The 23166-nt window shown below is 36.5% G+C and carries 33 protein-coding genes; 19 read left to right on the forward strand and 14 right to left on the reverse strand.

Going from position 1 to position 23166, the window contains the following annotated elements:
- Nucleotides 1-11: 11 nt before the first annotated feature.
- The 12 genes from Q0940_RS01185 to Q0940_RS01240 all read right to left on the reverse strand — a co-directional run bounded on the left by Q0940_RS01185 (nucleotide 12) and on the right by Q0940_RS01240 (nucleotide 6179).
- Nucleotides 12-974, reverse strand: a complete 963-nt coding sequence (locus Q0940_RS01185) for a hypothetical protein (protein WP_299262914.1) — start codon at nucleotides 972-974, stop codon at nucleotides 12-14.
- Between the two features lie 71 nt (nucleotides 975-1045).
- Nucleotides 1046-1255 (reverse strand): hypothetical protein, encoded by a 210-nt coding sequence (locus tag Q0940_RS01190; protein WP_299262916.1) that lies wholly within the window; start codon nucleotides 1253-1255, stop codon nucleotides 1046-1048.
- 104 nt (nucleotides 1256-1359) lie between these two features.
- Nucleotides 1360-1572: a hypothetical protein gene (locus tag Q0940_RS01195; RefSeq protein ID WP_299262918.1), complete on the reverse strand. Its 213-nt coding sequence runs from the start codon at nucleotides 1570-1572 to the stop codon at nucleotides 1360-1362.
- Nucleotides 1569-2120: a hypothetical protein gene (locus Q0940_RS01200; RefSeq protein WP_299262920.1), complete on the reverse strand. Its 552-nt coding sequence runs from the start codon at nucleotides 2118-2120 to the stop codon at nucleotides 1569-1571. The genes Q0940_RS01195 and Q0940_RS01200 overlap by 4 nt, the downstream gene beginning before the upstream one ends.
- Nucleotides 2121-2125: 5 nt before the next feature.
- Nucleotides 2126-2593 (reverse strand): VRR-NUC domain-containing protein, encoded by a 468-nt coding sequence (locus Q0940_RS01205; protein WP_299262921.1) that lies wholly within the window; start codon nucleotides 2591-2593, stop codon nucleotides 2126-2128.
- A 1-nt stretch (nucleotide 2594) separates the two neighbouring features.
- Entirely contained in the window at nucleotides 2595-2897 is a 303-nt protein-coding gene (locus Q0940_RS01210; protein WP_299262923.1) for a nuclease domain-containing protein, read from the reverse strand.
- Complete coding sequence (locus tag Q0940_RS01215; RefSeq protein WP_299262925.1) at nucleotides 2894-3367, reverse strand: hypothetical protein; 474 nt, start codon at nucleotides 3365-3367, stop codon at nucleotides 2894-2896. Before Q0940_RS01215 ends, Q0940_RS01210 begins: the two co-directional genes overlap by 4 nt.
- Nucleotides 3367-4092, reverse strand: a complete 726-nt coding sequence (locus Q0940_RS01220) for an ATP-binding protein (RefSeq protein WP_299262927.1) — start codon at nucleotides 4090-4092, stop codon at nucleotides 3367-3369. The genes Q0940_RS01215 and Q0940_RS01220 overlap by 1 nt, the downstream gene beginning before the upstream one ends.
- Nucleotides 4082-4885, reverse strand: a complete 804-nt coding sequence (locus tag Q0940_RS01225) for a replication protein (RefSeq protein WP_299262929.1) — start codon at nucleotides 4883-4885, stop codon at nucleotides 4082-4084. The genes Q0940_RS01220 and Q0940_RS01225 overlap by 11 nt, the downstream gene beginning before the upstream one ends.
- A 344-nt stretch (nucleotides 4886-5229) precedes the next feature.
- Nucleotides 5230-5523 carry a hypothetical protein gene (locus Q0940_RS01230; protein WP_299262931.1) on the reverse strand — a complete coding sequence of 98 codons (294 nt, stop codon included), beginning with the start codon at nucleotides 5521-5523 and terminating at the stop codon, nucleotides 5230-5232.
- The gene (locus Q0940_RS01235; protein WP_299262933.1) at nucleotides 5523-5846 is read right to left on the reverse strand and encodes a hypothetical protein; all 324 of its coding nucleotides are present in this window, start codon (nucleotides 5844-5846) and stop codon (nucleotides 5523-5525) included. Before Q0940_RS01235 ends, Q0940_RS01230 begins: the two co-directional genes overlap by 1 nt.
- 108 nt (nucleotides 5847-5954) lie before the next feature.
- Nucleotides 5955-6179, reverse strand: a complete 225-nt coding sequence (locus Q0940_RS01240; protein WP_299262935.1) for a YdaS family helix-turn-helix protein — start codon at nucleotides 6177-6179, stop codon at nucleotides 5955-5957.
- A 145-nt stretch (nucleotides 6180-6324) separates the two neighbouring features.
- Between Q0940_RS01240 and Q0940_RS01245 the strand changes: the two genes are divergently transcribed.
- Nucleotides 6325-6963, forward strand: coding sequence for a S24 family peptidase (locus Q0940_RS01245; protein WP_299262938.1), 639 nt, complete (start codon nucleotides 6325-6327; stop codon nucleotides 6961-6963).
- Between the two features lie 16 nt (nucleotides 6964-6979).
- On the opposite strand, the gene Q0940_RS01250 is transcribed toward Q0940_RS01245, so the two are convergent.
- Both Q0940_RS01250 and Q0940_RS01255 read right to left on the reverse strand, forming a co-directional pair.
- Nucleotides 6980-7327: a hypothetical protein gene (locus Q0940_RS01250; RefSeq protein ID WP_299262940.1), complete on the reverse strand. Its 348-nt coding sequence runs from the start codon at nucleotides 7325-7327 to the stop codon at nucleotides 6980-6982.
- Nucleotides 7328-7565: 238 nt separating this feature from the next.
- Complete coding sequence (locus Q0940_RS01255; RefSeq protein ID WP_299262942.1) at nucleotides 7566-8480, reverse strand: hypothetical protein; 915 nt, start codon at nucleotides 8478-8480, stop codon at nucleotides 7566-7568.
- 188 nt (nucleotides 8481-8668) lie between these two features.
- Here Q0940_RS01255 and Q0940_RS01260 point away from each other — a divergent pair, with 188 nt between their 5' ends.
- The 18 genes from Q0940_RS01260 (at nucleotide 8669) to Q0940_RS01345 (ending at nucleotide 23165) form a co-directional block, all read left to right on the forward strand.
- On the forward strand, nucleotides 8669-9046 hold the full coding sequence (locus Q0940_RS01260; RefSeq protein ID WP_299262944.1) for a sigma factor-like helix-turn-helix DNA-binding protein: 378 nt from the start codon (nucleotides 8669-8671) through the stop codon (nucleotides 9044-9046).
- Nucleotides 9046-9369 carry a hypothetical protein gene (locus Q0940_RS01265; RefSeq protein WP_299262946.1) on the forward strand — a complete coding sequence of 108 codons (324 nt, stop codon included), beginning with the start codon at nucleotides 9046-9048 and terminating at the stop codon, nucleotides 9367-9369. The genes Q0940_RS01260 and Q0940_RS01265 overlap by 1 nt, the downstream gene beginning before the upstream one ends.
- 82 nt (nucleotides 9370-9451) lie before the next feature.
- On the forward strand, nucleotides 9452-9793 hold the full coding sequence (locus Q0940_RS01270) for a hypothetical protein (RefSeq protein ID WP_299262948.1): 342 nt from the start codon (nucleotides 9452-9454) through the stop codon (nucleotides 9791-9793).
- Complete coding sequence (locus Q0940_RS01275) at nucleotides 9790-10554, forward strand: hypothetical protein (RefSeq protein WP_299262951.1); 765 nt, start codon at nucleotides 9790-9792, stop codon at nucleotides 10552-10554. Before Q0940_RS01270 ends, Q0940_RS01275 begins: the two co-directional genes overlap by 4 nt.
- Nucleotides 10551-12191, forward strand: a complete 1641-nt coding sequence (locus Q0940_RS01280) for a YqaJ viral recombinase family protein (RefSeq protein ID WP_299262953.1) — start codon at nucleotides 10551-10553, stop codon at nucleotides 12189-12191. Before Q0940_RS01275 ends, Q0940_RS01280 begins: the two co-directional genes overlap by 4 nt.
- 60 nt (nucleotides 12192-12251) lie before the next feature.
- Nucleotides 12252-12824 (forward strand): 3'-5' exonuclease, encoded by a 573-nt coding sequence (locus tag Q0940_RS01285; protein WP_299262955.1) that lies wholly within the window; start codon nucleotides 12252-12254, stop codon nucleotides 12822-12824.
- A 20-nt stretch (nucleotides 12825-12844) separates the two neighbouring features.
- Nucleotides 12845-13237: a hypothetical protein gene (locus Q0940_RS01290; protein WP_299262957.1), complete on the forward strand. Its 393-nt coding sequence runs from the start codon at nucleotides 12845-12847 to the stop codon at nucleotides 13235-13237.
- Nucleotides 13238-13270: 33 nt separating this feature from the next.
- Entirely contained in the window at nucleotides 13271-14170 is a 900-nt protein-coding gene (rdgC, locus tag Q0940_RS01295) for a recombination-associated protein RdgC (RefSeq protein ID WP_299262959.1), read from the forward strand.
- Nucleotides 14170-14871 carry a hypothetical protein gene (locus Q0940_RS01300; RefSeq protein WP_299262961.1) on the forward strand — a complete coding sequence of 234 codons (702 nt, stop codon included), beginning with the start codon at nucleotides 14170-14172 and terminating at the stop codon, nucleotides 14869-14871. Before rdgC ends, Q0940_RS01300 begins: the two co-directional genes overlap by 1 nt.
- 2 nt (nucleotides 14872-14873) lie before the next feature.
- Entirely contained in the window at nucleotides 14874-15161 is a 288-nt protein-coding gene (locus tag Q0940_RS01305) for a hypothetical protein (RefSeq protein WP_299262964.1), read from the forward strand.
- A 1-nt stretch (nucleotide 15162) separates the two neighbouring features.
- Nucleotides 15163-15765, forward strand: coding sequence for a DNA N-6-adenine-methyltransferase (locus tag Q0940_RS01310; RefSeq protein ID WP_299262966.1), 603 nt, complete (start codon nucleotides 15163-15165; stop codon nucleotides 15763-15765).
- Nucleotides 15762-15989, forward strand: coding sequence for a hypothetical protein (locus Q0940_RS01315; protein ID WP_299262969.1), 228 nt, complete (start codon nucleotides 15762-15764; stop codon nucleotides 15987-15989). The genes Q0940_RS01310 and Q0940_RS01315 overlap by 4 nt, the downstream gene beginning before the upstream one ends.
- A 1-nt stretch (nucleotide 15990) precedes the next feature.
- On the forward strand, nucleotides 15991-16605 hold the full coding sequence (locus Q0940_RS01320; RefSeq protein ID WP_299262971.1) for an HNH endonuclease signature motif containing protein: 615 nt from the start codon (nucleotides 15991-15993) through the stop codon (nucleotides 16603-16605).
- On the forward strand, nucleotides 16602-16961 hold the full coding sequence (locus tag Q0940_RS01325; RefSeq protein WP_299262972.1) for a hypothetical protein: 360 nt from the start codon (nucleotides 16602-16604) through the stop codon (nucleotides 16959-16961). The genes Q0940_RS01320 and Q0940_RS01325 overlap by 4 nt, the downstream gene beginning before the upstream one ends.
- A 1-nt stretch (nucleotide 16962) precedes the next feature.
- Entirely contained in the window at nucleotides 16963-17166 is a 204-nt protein-coding gene (locus Q0940_RS01330) for a hypothetical protein (protein WP_299262973.1), read from the forward strand.
- On the forward strand, nucleotides 17147-18409 hold the full coding sequence (locus Q0940_RS01335) for a DUF3596 domain-containing protein (protein ID WP_299262975.1): 1263 nt from the start codon (nucleotides 17147-17149) through the stop codon (nucleotides 18407-18409). Before Q0940_RS01330 ends, Q0940_RS01335 begins: the two co-directional genes overlap by 20 nt.
- A gap of 234 nt (nucleotides 18410-18643) precedes the next feature.
- Entirely contained in the window at nucleotides 18644-21373 is a 2730-nt protein-coding gene (locus Q0940_RS01340; RefSeq protein ID WP_299262977.1) for a hypothetical protein, read from the forward strand.
- A gap of 835 nt (nucleotides 21374-22208) precedes the next feature.
- Nucleotides 22209-23165: a porin gene (locus Q0940_RS01345; protein WP_299262979.1), complete on the forward strand. Its 957-nt coding sequence runs from the start codon at nucleotides 22209-22211 to the stop codon at nucleotides 23163-23165.
- Nucleotide 23166: the final 1 nt, after the last annotated feature.

Raw genomic sequence — 23166 nt, forward strand, 5'->3', positions numbered from 1 at the left:
GCAGAGGGTTGTTAGTTAACGAACAACGCCTTATAAATATCAGAACTTAAACTTTCAGCTTTATCCATGTCACTTTGCTTTAAGTTTGGTTTTAAAATTCCATGCATTTTATTTATAAATTCGACCTGTCGTTCATTAGCGCAAAATCTAGCTACGTCGTAATAAGCGTAAGACAACGGCATGTTAAATACACTCTTATCAATTCCACTATAAATATTACCTAATATAATCACAGCTTGGCAAGATTGCTCCTCTGCTGCTGATTGAGCCCAATAAATAGACCTCTGAATATCAAATACTTCAATATTATTCGTACTGCTATACAAATAAGCTAGTTCAGTCTTAGCGTCTGTCACTCCTCTTATTGCCGCTTTAGTTAGCCAATATTCAGCTTTTGAATAGTTAGGTTCACCAGTGGCCTTTGAGCCCTTCAAATTAGCAATTCCCAGCATATAGTACGTTTTGGCTTTATCTCTATGTTCAACTGAAATGGGGACCAATTGTTTTTCATAAGTAAAGTTTAACTCTGGTTCTATTTCGTATATTTTCTTTGCTGTGGGCTTTGTAGGCTCTTTGTTGTAATCATCCCACACTCTTTCCCACCCATTAAGCGTCAAGCAACTCTCAAACACTTTTCGCTTATTATCTTGTGCTGCATTTACAGAGGAGTAATCACAATTAGGTTTTGGTGTGTACGATTGACAAAAACCCAATGCAAACCCAGTTTTTCCTGTGCAATCTTGCTTTGGTGGTTGAACACATGATGGTGATGGAATTTGAACCTTGCTACTCTCAATACTGCAAGTTGCCTTTGTCAGTTCAAACTCTTTAGAGTACTCCAGTTTTGATGTGGTTGAATCATTAGATAAATTAGTATTTATCCAAACCCACTCACCTTTAGGTTTTGCTGGCTCTGTAGTAGTCTTACATGCGGTTAATATAAATATTAGTAAGATAATTAGAAATGCTTTCACGTTAAATCCTTTTAGTTTATATAACTATATGTAAAAACTATCGACTTAAATATCAACAGCTCATTACATTATTATTTATCAACACCATCTAAGATGGACTGACCACATTCCTTAATTAGAAGCCCCCTTGCAACTGATTTAGAATTATTACCTGCTTTTTCGTATTTTGCCAACATATCTTCACAAATTGAGTTGTTACTTATAGATAAAACTACAACCACAATGAATACAACAACAAAAACAACACCGCCAAACCAAAACCACTTCTTTATATCTAACATTAAACTGACTCCATGCTAATTTAATTAAACTTGAGTTTGTAATGTTGCCACAAAAAACATCAACTTAACACATAAGCCCTACCACTCAAGATAAGTGAAATTAATCACGGTAAAACCTTAATCGCTTTCATTGTTCTTTCATGGCACTGCTTAACAGCTTCTGACGGTGTGTTAAAATCATCTGTTCTAATCTCTAAATTAGCACCTTCAATTTTATTATTTAATTCGTTCGTACAACTCCACTCCCCCGAATACATCATTAAAGTAGGAATTCCATATTTACCCATATCGATTAATAGTTCTTCAAATTCAATCATGCTACCTCTCCCATTTTACTATGAATATTTGACATAATTTGCTGCTCCCACGTTCCTACGATTCGAATTAGCTCTTTTGATACTTCATCATGTGAGTTGGAATAACTTTTGTGATTAATACCAATCACTTCACACATAAAACGTTTAGAGAACAATTTTCTGCCACGGCCTTTGCACTGGATGCATTCACCTTGGTTATTTAATTCATTCGTATAACCGGCACCGTTACATACTCCACAAACGGGTTGAATGTATTCAAGAACTGCAGCTTTAATTAATCCGTCTAACGTTTCAGGTTGTAATTTGTATCGATTAATTTTAATGAACAATACAATATTCATACTTAACGACCGATAAACTGATTTTAGTTTTTCGTCATGGCCAGCAAATCTGTATAAAGCCCAATTGTTTGCATCTTTAGACAAACCCACCAGCGCATGAGCTGCAGTTGTCCAATCAATCGAGTCGATTGTCTTAGAGCCACCGCTTGAACCTTCAAGGTTTATTGTTTTAGGTGTCAGTTTTGCCATCAATCTAATTGGATTCATTATTTTTATGCAGCCCTTCTTAACTGAGTTCTTTGATATAAGTAATTTTCAATTGCGGCTTTTGCTTCATCCCACCCATACGCAATTACAACTACATAACCGGCTAACTTCATCCTGGCTAACCATGCTTTTTGTTTTGGTGAAACTTCGGCCTTTGATTTATTTGGTTGTTTCATTTCAATCCACAGACCAGGTAAACCAAACATTGGTAACGCCAGGTGCAAATCTGATACGCCAGCTTTCACGCCCTGCTTTTTAAGTTTTATTGCTACGCCTTTATCTCGTTTGCCACCATTAGGGATTGCGTATAAATAATCATTGATAACGGCCCCCTTTTCGATGTGTGGCATATTTGGCAATTTTTGAATTAAAGACCATTCAATTAAGGCTTCTTGCTCAGCATCTTCTAACGCATTTCTATTGCTTTGCGTTTTGCTTGATTTGATATCGAGTAAAGGGTTATAGCGATACATTTTATTTAACCTCAATTAAACCTTGTTCAACCCATATTGCACGGGTACGTTCTGCACCTTCGAGCATGGCCAATCTTAAAAAGTCATTATCAAAATGATGTTTTGTATGTCCATCCATTACAGAATGACAGGAGCTACATGCGAACGTTGCTTCAATATCACTGGCTTTCATTCCCATACCGCTATCTTTACCCACATGAGCCAAAACAGTAGTTCTTTCATTCCAATTACAAACGCCTGGTAACCTAACTTGGCACTCTTGACCTTCGGCAGAAGCACGAAGTTTGTTTGATTTAATTCTCATTGGACTTCCTGCTCTTGTAAGTCGATATATTCACTATTGCGCGGGACAAACAAGGTTATCCCTTTCTCACTAGCCCACATTTCATGTTTTCTTAATGCGTGAAAGCGTTCACCTTTAGTTGCTTTACGGTCTCCATTTTCAGGATTATCGCGCCCCCAGCTCAACCGTTCTCCATTTGCATTAACACCCAAATGTTGACGAGTAAATAATTCATGTGCATCTTCAGGATTAAATGGTCTGCTTCCGTATGGCTTACCATCAATATCGAACATCAATGGCATAGTCACACCGTTATCAGCCATATATTTTGCAGTTGTAGCCATCCACTTTCTCCACAATCTAGCCATTCCCCACTTGCCAGTATTGGCAGATTGCGCAGTTACAATCATGATCTGATTAGCAGCCAACTCTTCTTCAAACGTTTGGTAAAAATCGTTTAAGTTATGTCGAGTAACTTGAAAATCTTTCATCACTTGCTTCCTCTTCGAAATGAGCCCCAATTAAAATTAACAACCACAGGCTTACCCTCGTGAATTCGGTCGATACTTCTAAAACCAAGGAACATTTCAAGTGAATTAGGATCTTCGTTTGTTAAAATAGCGGTAGCTTTGAACGTATTTATCCGATTATCGATAATGCTTGTTAGTAATAATTGTTCGTTATTATTTTTACGCTGAAGACCAACTTCGTCGATGATCAACAAGTCTGGTTTCGAGAAACTTCTAATTAAATCTGTGTCAGAAAGTGTTGAACGATCTGAATAACACTCGTTAATTTTCGATACGATATTGAACGCTTTATCAATTAAAACGGTTTTGCCAATAGCAATAAGATGATTTGCTATTGCACACGCAAGATGATTTTTTCCGGTACCAGAATTACCAAAGAATATAAAACCTCTGTCTGGTTCATTTTCGTAGTTCAAAGCGTATTGCTTCGCAATATCTAACGCTGATTGTTGGCCTTCGTTGGTTATTTTGTAATTATCGAAACTACAGGTTTTCATTTTTTCAATGATCCCTGATTCGCTCATTAGTTTTTTTAGAAAATGATTCGAACGGTTTTTATTGACCAGTTCAGACGATTTAAGCTGCTCTTGAGCTTGAAACGCACGTAACTCTTCAACCGTTTTAAATTTTGGTTGAATTCCAGTAGGTTTGATCTGGTTTAATTTTTCGTAAAGGTTAGTGTTCATTGACAGGCACCTCACGGACGTCAAAGCCACTATAACCACTCGAGTTAGCACCTTGGCTTGGCAAAACCTTGTGGTGAGGTTTTGGGAAAATACCTTGCCAACCGTTTTCAATAGCTTCATCAAGAATTGAAGTTAAGTCATAATCTTCAGCATGAAGCCGTTCTAATTTTTTTATGAATTTAGAAAGTTGCGTTTCTGTAAACGGTTTTTTAATTTCTTTCCGGTGTTTAACAAACTCCAAAAATGTTTGTTTGGGAATGACTTCGGGTAAAGCTTCCACTGTCTTTTTTATATTGTCTTTTGTAAAGTTGTCTTTCTTGTCTTTTGTGTTGACCGTTTTCGGTTCCTTTTTCTGACCGTTTTCGGTCAGGGGGGTGACCGTTTTCGGTTTGGTAGGTGACTGATTTCGGTCAGGTTGTAATGTGACCGTTTTCGGTTCCTTTTTGCTTGTTTTCCAATCTGATAAAATTGGATTTGGACCGATATATGAGCCAGTTCTTTCACCTAAAATAACACCATGTTTTATTAACTTTTTTACATCAGAACTTAAATGAGTATGAGCACCTTCATATTTCATTACTTCAGCTAACTGGCTCGCCGTTATACGGTCTTTTTTCTTGTTATAGCCATAGGTTTTACGAATTATAGCTATGGCTACACGTATCATTCTTCCTGACATATCGAGTTGAGCCAAATGCTCCACCATTGTATTAGCTATTTGAACATAGCCCTCTTCAACATTTGCTTTCACAATTGGCCTTTGAAAGTTGATTATTTCAGCTGTCTGTGACATATTTATACCTTGATGATTAACCCACTAGAGTTGCGCCTCTATCATGTGGGTTTTTTATTGTCTGCGGTTCGGGGTAATACTTGAACCGCACCTTCTAAAACACTTAACAGAATTGACTTGCGGCCAGAATCGAACTAGCAATTTTAAGTCTTAATCCGCACCCAAAGCGACTGTATTTCACAGTAGGGACTCGAACCCCATACTTCACCAAGAACAAATCAACTCTGTTAAATACTCGTTGTCGCACTCAGGGCAGCGACACTCCCAACTAAAAAATGCCTTAGAACAACAACTCAAATAATTTTTAGTTTTAATTAATTTTTTGTTTTGTTTACTTCTAAGTTTTACCACCTATTACACAGCCCAAAACAATGCGGTGGTGTTTGAATAATCAATTTGTTTTTTATTATTGGAGGATCATTTCCCCATGGTGGTAATTCTTGAATATCAGATAATTCATAATTAGAAGTTGAAGTTATATCTGTAGAAATATTTTTAGGTTTTAAGTGTAATGTTAACTTTGGTTGCTCAGGCTCTTGTATACGATTGCAAATAACAACATCGTTACAATCAGTTAATGCAGTAGTAATTTGCGCTGATAATCCCGTACAAGCTCCTAAAATAATTAGTATGCTCATTAATCATCAGCCATTTCAAAACGAACAATGGTGATCACATCAGTAAGTTGTATAGAACGTTGGTAACAGCTTTCTAATTCGCTCTTTAAATCAGATATATTGTTATAACCATGTTCAACCGCATCACTTAAACCTAATGTGCCAAATCTAGTCTTGCAGACCTTAACAATCTGAACCAGCTCTGGTGTCGGTTGACCATCACACATTAGTAAACAAGCCCCTATGTTGTAAGCTCGTTCGCCTAGTATTATCGTTGTACGCTTAGCGCCACCGACAACTTTTACAAAATTACGTGAGTTAAAATTAATTGCTGATACTGTCATTATTAATACCTGTATAAAAAAACACTTACCTAATGCGGCTTACGCAATTCCTGTGTTGCCGTTATAGTTACTAACAACAGACAAGTAGTTACCTATAGGTAAAATAAATTAAGCAGCCCTTTTATTGTTATCATTATCATCTGGAAAGATGTCAGGCCTAAATTCATAACGAGGAATTCCGGTTGCACGCTCAAGTGGAATAACTTTATCCGCGGCAACTTTTCCTGTTTTAAGCCAGTAAGATATATTTTGCTGAGAACAACCAATAGCTTTTGAAAGCGAAGTTTGATCTCCAAAAATATTAATAGCTTTTTTTAAAGCATTGTTTTTCATGCTTGTAAGATCTCATGCTGGAAATTCAAAACACAAAGATACAAATAAACTTGTAATTAAGCAATGAAAATTACAAATACTTTTGCAAATACAATCTACAAAATATTTTGTAGAATAGTTGCATCAATATTTAGAGTGAATGATCATGAAAAACTTAGGTGATAGGTTGCTATATGCCATGGCTCAAAGAAGCATCTCACAGTCAGAATTGGCAAGAAAAATTGAAGTGAGTCCTCAATCAATACAGTACATCTGTTCAGGTAAAGCGAAAAAATCTGGACATACGGCCTCAATAGCTAGAGTTTTAGGGATTTCCCCTAATTGGTTAGAAAAAGGGATCGGTAAGATGGAACTTACAGAAGAAAATACATATGAATCAGATAAGAATATTAATCAAGTACCTTTGATAAGTTGGGTGCAAGCGGGCTCTTGGTCAGAAATCAGTGATATTTTCCAACCAAGTGACGCTAGTGATTTTTACCCATGCCCTGAGAGAAATAGCTCGAGTACGTTCGCTTTAACTGTATTAGGCGAGTCAATGTCTCCAGAATTTATTAATGGAGAAATTATATTTGTTGACCCAGAAGTTGGAGCGAAGAATGGCAGTTGCGTTGTCGTAAGACAAAACGGTAATACTGAAGCGACTTTTAAGCAGCTAATAATAGACGGTTCGGCTAAATACTTGAAAGCTCTTAACCCTAATTGGCCTAGCCCAATTATTGAAATGCTGCCAGACGCCAGAGTTTGTGGAGTTGTTATAGGCAGTTACAGAAAAAGAAATTAATTGTTTAGTATTTAAATTACGACTTTATTTCAGCAACGCCGCATTGAATAAGGTCTTCTGATAATTGATCATATTGCTTTTGAAATTTCACTTTCTGTTCGGGTGATACCAAAGGGTCTTCTAAACTTTTTTTTACTTTTTCAATTCTGTTATTTACGTTTTTTCGTACTGACATTTCCTCTCTCGACTCAACTCCAAACCAAACTCGAATATACTCAAAACAAATAGCTAAGAAACCAATGATTAACGGAGAGGCAATTACATAAATTTGGTAATCTTCGGGCTGCTTAAATTCTAAACCGGCTATCACTCCTGCAGTAAGCAACGAAGCAGAAAAATTTTGCACATTAGATTTTGCACTCAAAGATGTTTCTCCTTGGCATGCTTTAAAGCAAATGACAGCTCTTCTGGTATGTCTAAATGTACCATTTTAATGGATTCCTGCCCATCTACTTCAATAGTGATGAAGACTATTTTGTTAGGCCAAAACTTTACTATAATCCACTTTCCAAATGTCATGCCTAACCACCACAGAAGTGGGATAGCTCCTATAGTGGTCAAGATGATTGAAATACCTTTAAGTAAAATTGGATCCATATTTATTAAATAAGTTTTTTCGACTTTTCCGTACGATGTCTAATTACTTCAATGATTGCAAGGCTTGTTTTAACACTGTCATCAATAGTAGTTGTTGTCTCTCTCAATTTTACAACAAAAAGCTCACCTTTGATAAATGATTTTTTCTTATTATTGATTCTTTCTAAAAAGGCTTCATCTTCCATTTTTACGGATTGTGGCTTGTCATCCTTTATAAATGCTTTCCACCCTGATTTGGATTCAAAGTTAACTTGGGTGAATCTAACTTCAGATTTGAATTCGGTTTCTTCAACTTCTTGAAATTCTTTTTTAGGTGGAGCTTTAAATTCAGCTGTGACTATGGCGTCGAACTCAATATCTGGAGCAGCCTCTTCATTGCCCCCTTCGTCTTCAATTGTTGTTTTTATTATTACTTTTGCGTCTTTTTCTTTGAGTAATGGTTTATGGAATACATCATCAATATGCTTCCTAATACTATGATTTTCAACTAAAGGTAAAGCTTCATCTGATACTGTAATAGTTTCTCCATCTTGTAATTCTAGTATATAACCATCGCCGTTACTGTTTCTTGTTTTACCAATAATCGTTCTGTTTTTTAATTGTTTCAAAGCATTAAAAACAGTGCTTCCTGAAAATGCTGTTAAACCTGCACCAATACCAATTTGTGAAATTACATCTATACCACCAGCATATAACCACGCGACTATTTCAACCTCAAAAGAGCCAGGTTTATGGGCGGCTACTTCAACAGAAACTTCCGAACTCTCGCCGTTAGATATTTTATCTGCTTCCTTGATTAACTTGGTCATACTTAACAGGTTATTCGCCAACTCTTCAGCATCAATTAAATGCCCTTTTGTGCTGGGGAAGTCATAACTGATAGTAAAAGATTTCCTAATTTTGTTTGAGGTGTTTGTCATAACTAATTCCTTATCCTTGTTTTAAACACAATAATTACCTGTGCACATAAAAAAATCAACTTTTTATAGAATTCATAAGAATAAAATTCATTTAAAAAAAGCATTACAAATAAATTTGTAATTTAACTTGCGCTACAAATAAATTTGAATTAAATTGAATTACAAATAAATTTGTAATTGAGTGGACTATGCAAACAATCAGAACAGAAACAGGTTACCGACTAGACAATATTCATGTTGATTCAAAGCCGTTTTCTCGTTTGCCAGTTCAACAAGCTAGAACGTTATTGCTGGTCGCTAAAGGTCTGCCTCAGAAAACAATTGCAGCTGAATTAGGTGTAGCACTAGGTACCGTAAAAAAAACATGCAGTGAATTGAGCTTTAAGTTTTGTACTCAAAACATGCGTGAAACTGTTAATACCGCCATCCAGCAAGGCGTATTACGTTACACGCTAGCAATTCTACTCTGTGTCACATCAGCTTGCAGTGAAGATGTTGAACGCAACTACAGAAGTACCCGAACAGTTAAAACAACACGAACAAACAAAAATAGAGAGTTTTGCTAATGCCTTTAACTATTAATGAGAATTTAATTATGAATGAGCAAGTACAAGATTTATTAGACGGTAAAAGCGTTGATATTGGCGATTGTGTTAGCGAACACGGACAAGGTGTTTCATTAACTCGTGATGATGTACGTAACCGGTTAACTGAAAACCCTGAGTTTGAAAGTGTCATGTTGGCACTAGAGTCAGAACACTCAGGGAAAGCGATTCGATTATATAAAGAATTGTTTACAGCAATTGCTGCAGATCTAATTGAAGAAGCAATAAAACTAGCAATCGATAACAAAGAGTTACCGAGAAATTATTTAGACGAGGCGGCTTAAAAAGCCACCTCTACTTAAATCGCCTTAACCTAGTTTGAACGCGAGGAATTAAGGCAAAAAAAAGCACTCAGGAGAGTATCACATGACAATAGTTACACGAAATAGCAAAGACCTTGTAGTTCAGGATTTATTCGCTTTAAAAGCTGAAATAAAGCCAACTTACACACTTTGTATTGAAGCAAGAGGTAATTCAGTTTTAGTTACCCTTTTCGATGAAAAGCCACTAATTACAAAAGATTTGAATTATGAAACAAGTTCACTTCAAGAGTTTAACAGTGCTTATTCAGAAATTCTAAATAAAACCCTTACTCAGAAACCTCGCCATCTTCGTGATGAACAAGGACGTTCCCCTTCTCTTTCTGTTGTGTATTCAACACAACAGGAAAACTACTTTAATTCTAACTTTGCAGGATGTGCGCTATGAACCAGGTAACAACTCAATCAACTTTTTCTTTAACGCCACAAAACGTTACAGAAGCTATGCAGCTAGCAGAGTTAATGGCTAATAGCGAAATGGTGCCAAAAGATTTTAAAGGTAAGCCAGGTAATGTCCTAGTTGCTGTTCAAATGGGCGCTGATGTTGGTTTACCACCAATGCAAGCAATTCAAAACATCGCTGTAATAAATGGACGCCCTGCACTTTGGGGGGATGCGGTAAAAGCTGTAGTTCTCGGCTCTCCTTTATGCCTGAAGTTTGAAGAACGTTTTGATGAACCAACAATGACGGCTTACGTCACTGTTCAACGTAAAGGCCACGCTGAAGTAACCGTAACATTTTCACAAGCAGATGCTGAAAAAGCTAGTTTGTGGGGTAAATCAGGACCTTGGACTCAATACCCAAAGCGTATGTTGCAAATGAGAGCTCGAGGCTTTGCGGCTCGTGATGAATTTGCAGACGTTCTTAAAGGTTTAAGTGTAGCTGAAGAGCTTCAAGATTACTCAGAGCGTGAAGTTAACCCAACTCCGCCAGCTACCATTAAAAATATTAATGAGGCCACAGGCGAAATTTTACAACCAGAATACCCTCAAGCGCATTTTGACAAAAATTACCCTAAATGGAACACGTTAATCCAAGAAGGTACAAAAACACACGATGCAATTATTAGCATGGTCACAAGTAAATATTCTCTTACTGAAGAGCAAATCGAAATGATCAAGTCTATTCCAGTAGGAGAAGAAGCATGAAAATACTACAAGGTTTAATTCAAGGTTCACAAGAATGGATAGACATTCGAATGGAACATTTCAACGCTTCTGAAGCGCCAATGATGAAGAACGAGTCAAAGCATTGTTCTCGGAACGAACTGCTTGATCACAAGAAAGGTTGGGTAACAAAAGTAAACGAATACACACAGCGTATTTTTGATGGCGGTCACGCAGCTGAAGAAGCAGCTAGACCAATCGTTGAAAAGATTATTGATGATGAATTATACCCAGTTGTTGGTGTTGATGAAGAAACGGGTTATCTAGCTTCATTCGATGGTTTGACCATGATGGGGGATATCGTTTTTGAACATAAAATATGGAATAAAACGCTTGCTGAGAATGTTCTAAACGACCAATTAGAACCAGCTTATTACTGGCAGCTAGAACAACAATTATTAGTGTCTAAAGCAGAAAAAGCGATTTTCGTTGTGTCTGATGGCACTGAAGAAAAGATGGAATACATGTGGTATGAGTCAGTGCCAGAAAGACGAGCAGCTCTTATTGCTGGTTGGAAACAATTTGCGATTGACTTAGAAACACATGAGTTAAAGGCTAAAACTGAGAAAGTAATTGTAGAGAAAGTATCATTACCAAATCTACATGTTGAAGTTAAAGGGACTCAGGTATCAAGTAACTTTGACAATGCGCTTGTAGCATTAAAAGAGTTATGCACAAACGAAATTAACAAAGAATTATCCACTCAATCAGACTTTGAAAGCAAGGGGCAACTTGGTAAAGATGTTAAAAAAGCTCGTGAAGCTTTAAAAAATAAAGTTGCTCAAGTTCAAGGCCAGTTCGTTGACTTTGCCACCTTCGCAGAAACAGCTAACGAAATGGATTCTGTTTTACAAAAGCTTCAGGCTGATTGTGAGAAAAAGGACAAAGCCTATAAAGCACAGCAAAAAGAAAATGTTATTTTAGAAGGTAAGCAAAAACTTTCTGAACACATTTCTGCTTTAAATAGCGAGCTTGCACCTTACACCATTCCTAATTATGTAGCTGATTTTGTTACTGCAGCGAAAAATAAACGCACAATTGAATCACTTCAAAATGCAATTGATTCTGAACTTGCTAGCGCAAAAATACTTACGTCTGAAAAAGCCCAAGAGTACAAAGCTAACATTGATTTATTCAATGAAATCGCAGTAGATAAAACGTTCTTATTCCCAGATTTACAACAACATCTTGAGCTAGAAATCTCTACATTTGAAACCGTAATTTCTACAAGGATCACCAAGCATGATGAAGAAACTAAAGCAAAGGCAGAGGCTGAATTATTGGTTGAACAACAAACCGAACAAGCCGCTTTGGAAGCCAAATCCAATCAAGCGGAAGAAGCTAAAGTTGAGCCGGAAGTAATATCTGAATCAACCTCCTCCACTAGCCAATCACTTGGTTTAAAAATTAACTCACCAAAACTGGACCAGGTATTTTCTGGTGGAAAGTCTGCGTTTATTCCTAAGGAATTAATAACAACTATCGCCACACTGGATAGTTCAAAATCAATGTTTTCACCATCAAATATTGAACTGCTTCTAACTGATGAAAATGGCAATCGATACGAAGTTGAAGTGATTGCTCGTCGTAAGAGTATTACGCAAGTTAAAGCAGCATAAAACATTAATTAAAGCTTGCTTGAATGCGACCAATCTAAACAAAATTTTAGGAAATAAATCATGACAAAATTATTTAGCTACGACACTGAAACAACTGGCCTACCTAACTGGAAAGTTCCATCTGACGATCCAAGTCAGCCGCACTTAGTACAAATAGGTGGGATATTAGTTGATGCTAATACCCGTAAAGAAATCGCAAGCCTAAACGTGATTATTAAACCTGACGGATGGGAAATACCAGAAGAAGTTTCAGCCATTCACGGCATTACAACTGAATACGCTTTAGAAGTTGGCGTTCCAGAACAGCAAGCGCTTGAAATGATGTTGGCACTTAGATCTGATGCGGAACGTATAGCCTATAACAAAACGTTTGACCAAAGAATTGTACGAATTGCAGCTAAGCGTTTTCTTAATGAAGAAGCTATGGAGAAGTGGGCTGTTAAAGAAGATCACCATTGCTCTATGCGTATGGCGCAATCGGTTATAGGTGGTAAGAACCCTAAGCTAATAGATGCATACAAGCACTTTACAGGCAGAGATCTTATTGATGCTCACTCCGCGATGGCTGATGCAAAAGCAAGTCTTGAGGTTTATTTCGCTGTGCTTGATGCGCAAAAAGAGCAAGTCGCATAGCCGATTAACTGGAGAACATCATGTTTGCAGTGTTTGGAATATCTAAAAAGTTAGCCGCAAAAGAATTAGATAAAAAACTTCGTAATGTTAATTCATCTTTTACACAAAAATATAAAGCGTTGTCACAAGATGAACAAAAATCGGCTTATAAAAAAGAAGTTGACCGCCTGTTTAACAAAATGAAGCCAAAGCAAGTTAGTGGAGATTTAGCCACACCAGAAACGGCTAAAGATATGTTAACCGTTATGAAGCGCGATCCATCGTTTAAAGGTCTTGGAATAAGAGCAAGGGTTCCAGCAAGAAATAAAGCTGGGGAAATAAAACACAGCAAAACCAATAACAAAATTTTACGTACTTGGGTGTTACTTGCTGACTATGACAAACACTTAGAATTATTTGAAATAGCCGCTTAATTAAAGCGGCCTATTAAAATTTAGGAAAATATTATGTGGTTTAACAACGCAATTTCATACCAATTCACAAAACCGTTTAACGTGACCGTTGAGCAAATACATAGTCATTTAGAACAACACTTATTTGTTCCTTGTGGTTCTATGGATTTAAAAAAGCAAGGTTGGGCTTCTGCAATACCTGGTACAAAATCACTTGTTCATGCAGCTGGTGATAATGCTTTAATCTGCCTCAAAACAGAAGAAAAAATATTACCAAGCTCTGTAATAAACAAAGAACTGAACGAAAAAGTTCAGTTGTTAGAGTTTGAGCGTGGCCAGAGAGTTGGCAAAAAAGAACGAGTGACTTTGAAAGAAGAAATTATTCAACAGTTACTACCAAAAGCGTTTACTAAAGATAATCTGCTGTTTGCTTACATCGATTACAAAGGCCAACGAATTGTTGTTAATGCTAACTCAGCGAATAAAGCTGAAACCTTACTAGCGTTCTTGCGTCAATCGTTGGGTTCACTTCCTATTTTACCATTTAAACCTGAAACAGATTTATTAACTACGTTAACTGGTTGGGTTCAAAACAACTCGACGCCTACCCCGTTTACTTTAGCTAACAACATTAGCCTTAAAGCTCTTGATGAAGAAGCAAGCCAAGCCAAGCTTAAAAACTTGGACTTAACAGAAGAAGAAGTTCAGCTGCATATTGCCAATGGAAAATATGTTGAGCGTTTATCGATGTATTGGGATAACAAGGTGTTGTTCGATTTGACCGACGAAGGCCATTTGAAACAAGTTAAGTTCCTCGATGTTATCAAAGAGCAAAATGACGATATCAATAGCGATGATGGTTTAGCCAAGTTTGATGCTGATTTTGCCCTAATGACAGGTGAATTAAACCAACTGCTTAACAATCTTGCGGTTGAATACGGAGAAGCTGCGTAATGAAAGAATTAGCACAAATAGTAAATGAATCTATTGGAAAAATGATAGAAGACGGCTCAATCGAAAAAATGATTCAGACAAAAATTGAAACCACAGTTGCAGAAATCGTAAACGATTCAATGAAAAGTTACAGCGATTTTGGCAAAGATATTAAGTCTAAAATCGAAGAAAGTATAAAACTTAGCAGAGGTTGGACATTACCTTCATACAATAATTTTATTATTGAACAAGTTAAAAACCGATTCTCTGACGTTGTTAAAAGTGCAGCATTAACCAATATCGATGAAATATTAAAAGAAGAGTTTCCCGTAATTGAAGGTGTTCAATCTGCTGACTTAATTATTGATTATGTAAAGAGACAGTGGAAAGAGGATGCTTTTAAATCTAATGGGGAAATAGAGTTATCAGCCGAGTTCGGTGACAGTGAAACTTCGATGGTGGTTAAGTTAAAACACCCTGAATACGATTGGTACGATATAACGTTGACACTATACAATCATGATGAAAAAGGTGTTTGGAAGATCGGTTACATAAATGAAAATTCACTCTCAGGGGGAAGAAAAACCGAAGTAACCCAAAACCCTACAGCAGCAACTTACGCTAGTAATATTGGTCTTTTCTTATTGAACTTATACGCACAAAAAGTTGAGTTCAAATTAGATGCAGATGATTTTTATACCCTTGAAGTTTGGGACGATTAATCATGACCAACGGAAACCCATTCTCAAAAAAAGAATTAGAGGTCGTAAGTAATACAACCCTAACTCACACACAAGCGGCTAAGAAAATTGGTCGCTCTGTTAACTCAGTTTACAGCAAACGCCACCAGCTTGGTTTGATTGATAAATGCAAAGGCCATCGTCGCAAGTGGATAGGCTCAGAATTAAATGAAATTGCAGATACTAAAAAAACAATTTCTGAACTAGCGACTCAATTCAACAAAAGCAAAAGCAGAGTTTGCCAAATTCGCCAAGAACTGAAGGTGGCTTGATATGAACAACTCACAACTAATAAACCAAGACAGCGGCAACGTTGAATATTATACACCAGCTGAAGTATTAGCATGTGTTCATCAAATGTTTCCTGTTATCGACTTAGATCCGGCATCTTGTGAACTGGCTAATCAAAACGTTAAAGCTAAACAGATCTTCACCATTGAAGATAATGCGTTAACTAAAGATTGGGTTGGTAACACTCTTTGGATGAACCACCCTTTCACTAAAGGTGAAAAAGCTTGTAAGACTAAATGTACTAAAAAGATATGCAACGATCCAAAGTACAAAAAGTATAGAGGTCATTGCATAACTGAAGACATTCCAAGCAACTTAGATTGGATTAACTATTACTTAGAGCAATTCAATCAAGGTAATTTCAAGGAAGGTCTTAACATTACGTTTTCAAACACCTCAGAAACTTGGTGCCAAAAGCTATTGAATGCTGGTTTAAGCTGTTTTATTGATGGTCGCACACATTTCAATGACGCTGAGAACAAAGCAACCGGTGGAGCAACTAAAGGCTGTTTTGTCACCTACTTAGGCAATCGTACAGAAGAATTTAAAACAATTTTCTCTAATTTGGGAGCTGTTAAGCAATGAAAAACAAATTATCAGATTTAAACAACCACCTTTTCGCTCAACTAGAACGCTTAGGTGATGAAGATTTGACTGGCGAAGAACTAGGAAAAGAAATTGACCGTGGTAGAGCTATTACCAGTGTCGCAAAAGCAATAATCTCGAATTCTCAAACAGTGTTAAAAGCAGAAAAACTTAAACTTGAATATGGCGGTAAGATTCAATTACCAAACCTAATAGGTGGTTAACATGAAAGGTAAGAAAATTTCCTATTCAGTAACAGAACTCACTTGGGTTGAAGATAATTGCACGTTAGTTAGCAATGAATTGCACAAACAGTTTTGTGAAAGGTTTAACCGTAGTGATGTATCTAAAATTAATTTGAATTCATTACGTAAGCGTAATGGTTGGAAAACTGGACGAACTGGCCGCTTTGAAAAGGGCCATGTACCTAGCCCTAATTCAGGCGCTAAAGGACCAAATAAAACATCATTTAAAAAAGGTCATGTGTCTGCAAATCATAGACCTATTGGTTCTGAACGTATTTGCTCAAAAGATGGTTTTATCCTGGTTAAAGTTGCTGAAACTAATCCATACACTGGTCACAAAACTAGATTTAGATTTAAACATCATATTGTTTGGGAGGCTGCTAATGGACCTATCATGCCAGGAACAGTTATTAGGTTTAAAGATGGCAATAAGCTTAATTGCGTGCTCGATAACCTAGAATGTTTTAACAGAGCTGAGAACTTACAGCTTAACCGGTTAGATGTTAACAACCAGCCAGTTGAGATAAGAGATCCTTTGAAAAACATTGTAAGGCTTGAACATAAAATCAAGAAAGTGTCTGAGGTGTCAGCATGAAAGTAGATTTTAAATATAACCCTGAGCCAGATTATCCTTACTTTCACTATAACCCTGAAGGTGACGGTTTTGTTTACTTTAAATCGGAGTCTGAACGTGACGAGGCCACAAAAGATGCCATTCAAGGCTATTTAGATGATGGATGGGACGAAAGTGTCGTTAATATTGTTGCAGGGAAAGTAACAAGCCAAGCCTCAATGGTTGATGTTGAATTAAAGCCAGACGAATTGGACGATAATGGAGAGCCGTTAGATGGCACATACTGGGACGCTGATTGGGACTATAAGTGTAACTATGAATTAAAACCGTTAGGCTTTGTTTGCCCATCAACCAAAGCTATAAAGGATGGAGAATAATATGGCACATGCTTATATAAGACTTGGCTGGGTGAAAGCTCGAGTTATAGAAATTCATAAAGGTTTCTCAGATGACGCATTAAACAAAATGCGTCAAACTGGTAAAATTGTTGAAGGCATTCACTGGAAAAAAGTGAAAGGCGTTATAGTGTACAACTACGAAAAATTAGACGAGTATTTTGAAAATGACGGAATCGCTGCTTGAATATTGCAAACAATTTGAAGGTGTTTCAATACATGGAAAGAATATCAGGCTTAGTTTTTACTATAAAAGTGTTCGTTGTATTGAATCCATCAAAGGCGTTTCACTTACAAAGTCGAATATAAAATTTGCGTCTAACAAACGTATTTCAATTTTACATGAGATAGCAACAAACTCATTCGACTATGCAAAGCACTTCCCTGAATCTAAGCGTATTAATTTATTTTCAGGGCGCGGTGTTATTCCAACCGTAAATGACGCTTTAGATAAGTGGCTAAAGCGTAATAAGTCGAATACTCGTGAAGATAACTACAAACATAATGTGACAAGGTGCGATACATACATACGTCCTAAATTTGGCAATATGCGGTTAGACAAAATAACACAAACTGAGATCAGAGATTGGCGCGACTTAACATTAACAACTTTGATTTCAAACAAAACTATCAATGATGTTTTTATACCGCTACGTGGAATATTTAAAGACGCCAAAGCAGATAGGTTAATTGATTATAATCCACTAGAGCACATCAAAAACCTTAAACGGGGCCGAGTAGATAGTTGTGACCCTTTTACAATGAATGAGCTAAATATCATTCAAAATAAACCAACTAAAGACGAAAGCGAACTTAATGGTTTTCTATTCGCTTGTTGGACAGGTATTCGCGCATCAGAATGTTACAGCTTAGCCTGGGAAGATGTTGATTTTAGAAAACGTAAAATAAAAATTAAACGTGGAGTTAGTAAAGGCAATTACGCTCACACTAAAAATGATGGAAGTTACAGAACAATAGATTTGCTAGACCAGGCTTACGATATTCTAAAAAGCCAAAAAGCATTAACGTTTATTTTACCTGGCGTCGAAGTTCCAGTTCTTCAAGAGGACAACCGAACGATTAAAGATGAAACACTATCGTTTGTGTTTAGAAATTCATTAAACCAACTCCCCTACTCTGATGCTCAAAATGTTAATAAACGATTCTTAAAAAAGCACTTAATCAAATGTGAGATTCGTTATAGAGCAATAAACCAAGCAAGACACACATTCGCCAGTCAATTACTGACGAATGGCGTAGCAGAGCGCTGGATTGCAAAACAAATGGGGCATACTTCTTTGGCTATGCTAGAAAAGCATTACGGTAAGTGGATGGATTCAGAACTGCCAGATATGGCTAAAAGAGTGTCTAATCTATTTTTAAATTCATCGATTAAAAGTCCCCTCAAACACGAGAATAAAGAGAACTAGTCCTGACTTTCATTTTACACTTTTATTCTCTAAAATTAACCAACGCGGACACTCACACCTAACTCAATAGGTTGCGAAATAATATATCAAAGTGATATATAAGAAAGAACTGGTAAAGGTTTTAGGGATTTGTTATCAATGCATCATATTAACAACGTTGTCAGAAAGTATGTAAATCATCTTTGATTTAATTGTTATGGTGCAGATTTAATTAACCAAATATATGGACTAAATATGGGTAATGAAAAAAGACGGAAAACTGCAATGCTTCTTCATCAAATTGAAGAAGCTCTAGGTGGTTTTGTTTTAAATAACGGGGACATAGAATCTCTCAATCTAGACTCATTAGAGAATATTCATCGTAGGGAAGTTGATAAAGGTAGAGTATTTAACAAAAATTCTATTAAAGATATAGTTGAAGCGACCTACCTTGATGAATTATTTGGTTTTGCACTAGATATTGCACAGGACAGCAGTCTTGGTGACTCGATTAATTATCTATATTCTCTTTTTCATCATTTAGATATATATGAAGTTAGAAATGCAGTTTCTCATCCGAATCGACCATTTTGGGATTGCTATTGGTTTAGAGTGGCATCTATAGCTAGTGATCCGGTAAATGAAATTTTGGGATTGTCTGGTATAAAAGAAGCTTTAATATCTGCGGAGTCAGGAACGATAAATGATCCACCTGAAGAGTGGATTCAAAAAGTTATTTGGCAGATACCTAATAATTTACCGAGTCAGTTTGATCATGGGTTAACAGGGCTAATTGGACGTTCAAAAGAACTAGCCGAACTTAAAAAGTATATTTCAAATCCGCGCGTCAATACTATAGCACTTGTCGCGCCTGGTGGAGTAGGCAAGACAGCCCTAGCTTTAGATCTCTTAAATGGAATAATATCGACCCCTTCTTACTCCCAATTTATTGATGCCGTTCTATACACGACAATGAAGACTGAAAAACTGACTTCTAATGGTGTAGTCTCATTAGAATCTTTCGAAACGATGGAGGAGCTAAAGAATAATATTCTCGACTCAATAAATTTTATATTTGATGAAAGTTATAATTCTTTTGATGAAGCTACTAATGAGAAAAAAGACAGTAAAATATTAATCTGCGTAGATAACCTTGAAACTTTACTTAGGGACAATCAAGAAAGCTTTGAGGAGCTGAATTATACTTTGCCCCCTGCATGGCAAGTCTTGGTTACAAGTCGCGTTTCAATATCAAACTCTACAATTCTTAGTTTGGATGCAATGAAAGAAAATTCCGCAATACACCTTGCTAGGACTTATTTGTCGAAAAGGGGGGGGGCTGGATTAGAAGAAGGATTGTATTCGAAACTAACAAAAGGCTGTTTTTACAATCCTTTAGCTATTAGGTTAACGATCGATTTGGTAATTGCAGGGCATGATGTTCCAAAATCACTTAATGTTGCAAATAAAGAAATTGCAGAATTTTCTTATAATAACCTTATAAGCGCTTTAAGTGAGGATGCAGTTGAAATACTTGAAGCTGTCTTTGTAGAAGATTCGTCAACAAGGCTTTCTTTGTGTCAGCTTCTCAATAAAGATATGGATGAAATTTCTTCAGCAATAGGCGAGTTATCTAAAACGAGTCTTCTCAGTAGAAGATCCTCTGAGCAAGGAGAGCTATACAGCCTAAGTGACTCTGTAAGGGACTTACTTGTCATTTCCCCAAGAAATATTGGGGTTAGAAACCGAGTACAGAACAGTATTCATCAAAGGAGAGTGTTATCTAATGAAATAGACATTCGACAAGTAAATAAAGAACTTGATGAATGGCACTCGGATTTCATCCCCAAAAACACTAGCGAAAATCTAAAGATCTTAATTACTGAAGTGAATTCTAACTTGGGAAAAGCTAGAAGGAATACCGATATAGCTGTAGGACTATTTAGAAAACTCAAGGAATCAAAGTTTATATACGAAGAAGAGCCTTTGTTCCATCGAGCTTTTGGTCGTGTACTTGAATTATTGAAGGACTATAAATCGGCAGAAGAGCATTACCGTCTTGCCGTCTCAAAAAACCCTAAAGTACCTTCCTCTGCATATTTGTTAGGTAGATTGTATCATTCGACCAAACGATATGATGAGGCGTATAATGTTTATCAGGAGTTAATTGATCAAGGTTGGACTTCAGATGATCCCAATAAAATCGGTTTTGGGAAGAGTATTTATAATGGTTATTTCTTAGCATTGTTGTATTCAGGTCAATACGAAAAAGCGTTAGAGAAAACAAAAAAATGGAAGGACTCTGGATTATACAGAGGTATTTTGGGCACCTATAGAGCTAGTGCTTGGAAACGAAAAATGGAAAATCTTGTAGATTCTGAGCCAGAATCTACTGTGGATGCGTTAGTAAGAGCATCGAAGATATTCTCTGATGTTTTTAGGAGTGAAGGTTATTTTAGGGAAGCAAATAAGCAGGCTATAAAAATATTTGAGGAGATTGAATTCAGCTTCAGCCGTCACAATTATTGTGACAAATTTAACATTGAAGGAATCGTTCTTTTAACGTTCGTTGCAGAAAACATCATTGAGATAGGGAACTCAGAAGAATGGTTTGACCTAGATTCTATGGTCAGAAAGTTGGCCACCATAAAACTCAGCGACAACCCCTTCTCGAGTGAAGAGTGGCGAACTCCATCGACACCTAATGAATATGATCTTAGTGGTGAAAAGGGGAATGGGTCTTTACAAGGATTAATCAGCGTGAAAATATCTCACCGACCAAAAGATAAAGCTAGCTTTTTATTTGCTAAGGATGCGTATGGTCAAGATTACTTTCTTCATTATGATAAATTTAACGACGGTAACTGGAAAGATTGGTGTCAGCTTTCAATCGGTAGAGCTCTACATGTTGTTCCTAACAAAAACAGTGGAAATAACCCAAATAACGAAGCTATAAGCACGTCAGATATTTACCTTGCAAATTAAAGCCGGACATTTTTATCATGACTGCAAAGTTTAAATATAGCTCATCCATTTCGTTTAAGAATCAGATTAGCTATGTAAAAGAGCAAAGAATTGATCAGTAATGTATCATTTTGAACTTCAGTAAAAAGCAGATCCTTTATGGCAAAAGTTAATTGTCATGATGAAATACAATATTTATATCTATTTTTATTTAGTCTAGCGGTTTGATGATCTCTAGAATGTATTATGTAGAAAAATATATTGGATCTATTTTGGATCGATCCAAGGTAAGAAAGAGACTACTTTAAACCACCAGTTAATCGCTAAATCACTGTTTCTAGTGGTCTAGCGTAGTCTGTAAATATACCTATGGGGGTTCGACTCCCCCCAGCTCCACCACATAAAACCCCTAGTAATCAGTAGTTTACTAGGGTTTTTTTCTTTTTATGTCCACAAAGTGTCCACGTATAGTAAATAAACTCCCCTCTACCACTAATAAAAACACTCATTATCTGCATCCATATTCCTAGATAAGTTAATTGCATTTACTCTTTATACTAATGGGAGCAGTGTTTTGTCTAATTAAGCTCTAAACAAAATCAAGTAATCCAATCATAAAGACTTAATCAAATTGGCATTATTAATTGTACAAATAAAATACAACTAATGGTTTTCATGCATATTAGGCGTGACAACTGGAATTATTTTCTTCAATATAGCGTTAAAACCATGATTCTAGTATGGTTATTTTATATACGCAGATCTGCACTATAGTTAACAAACAATAGTTTTGTACTGTTAGCCATAAAAGAACTATATTAATCAATAATATGTAGATTATAAAATTAGGATATATATGATGAAAGTTACACCAACAACGTCACTATTCGCTAGTTTCGCCAGTTTACTTGTAATATCTCAAGCTGTGTCAGCCGATGAGGTTGACGTATACGGTAAAGCCGAAGTACAAATTGCTCATACCGATACCGGTGAAATGCGTTATGCCAACGAAGGTACGCAAATAGATGCTCCGTTTTCACGCATTGGTGTTAAAGGTGATCATAAATTAAATGAAAGCCTTACTGCTGTTTTTAAATATGAAGTTCAAGTTAATGGCTTTGAAGCTGATAATACGACCACTCCCTTCTCTGCTAGAAATACGTATTTAGGTTTAAAAGGTGCATTTGGTGAAGTTGTTGTGGGTAGAAACGATACTCGTTTTAAATACTCAGAAGGTAAACTAGATAACTTTAATGAAACTCAAGGCGATATTTTTCAAGTTATTGCCGGCCAAGATAGAGTTGGCGATACCATTACTTACTCTTCTAAATATTGGAATAATGCCCAATTCTCCGTTACTTATGCACCAAAAGATGATGCAGCTAGCACTGAAGCTGGTTACGCGGCTACGTTTATATACGGTGACCGTGGTTTAAAGAATACACCATATTATATATCTCTAAGCCATGTGGATACTCTAAATAATGTTATAGCCAGCCGTATTGTAACGGTTTATAAATTTGAACAATTACAATTAGGTGCTTTATACCAACATTCTGAATCTGTTGACGGCACTAAGTCTGGCGATGGTTATGTATTAAGTGCAAGTTATAAGATGGATAAGTGGATACCAAAAGTTCAATTGGCTAGCGATGATTCAACACTACGTCAAGATACAGAGGCAACTCAATGGACAGCTGGTGTTGATTATGTATTCGACAAACAAACTAAAGCATATTTTTTATATACCGACTTAGATCTTGAAGCTAGCACAGACAGTAGTGTTGCTCTTGGCCTCAAGTACAATTTTTAAA

This window comes from uncultured Psychrosphaera sp., assembly GCF_947500655.1.
In the GTDB taxonomy this organism is placed as follows: domain Bacteria; phylum Pseudomonadota; class Gammaproteobacteria; order Enterobacterales; family Alteromonadaceae; genus Psychrosphaera.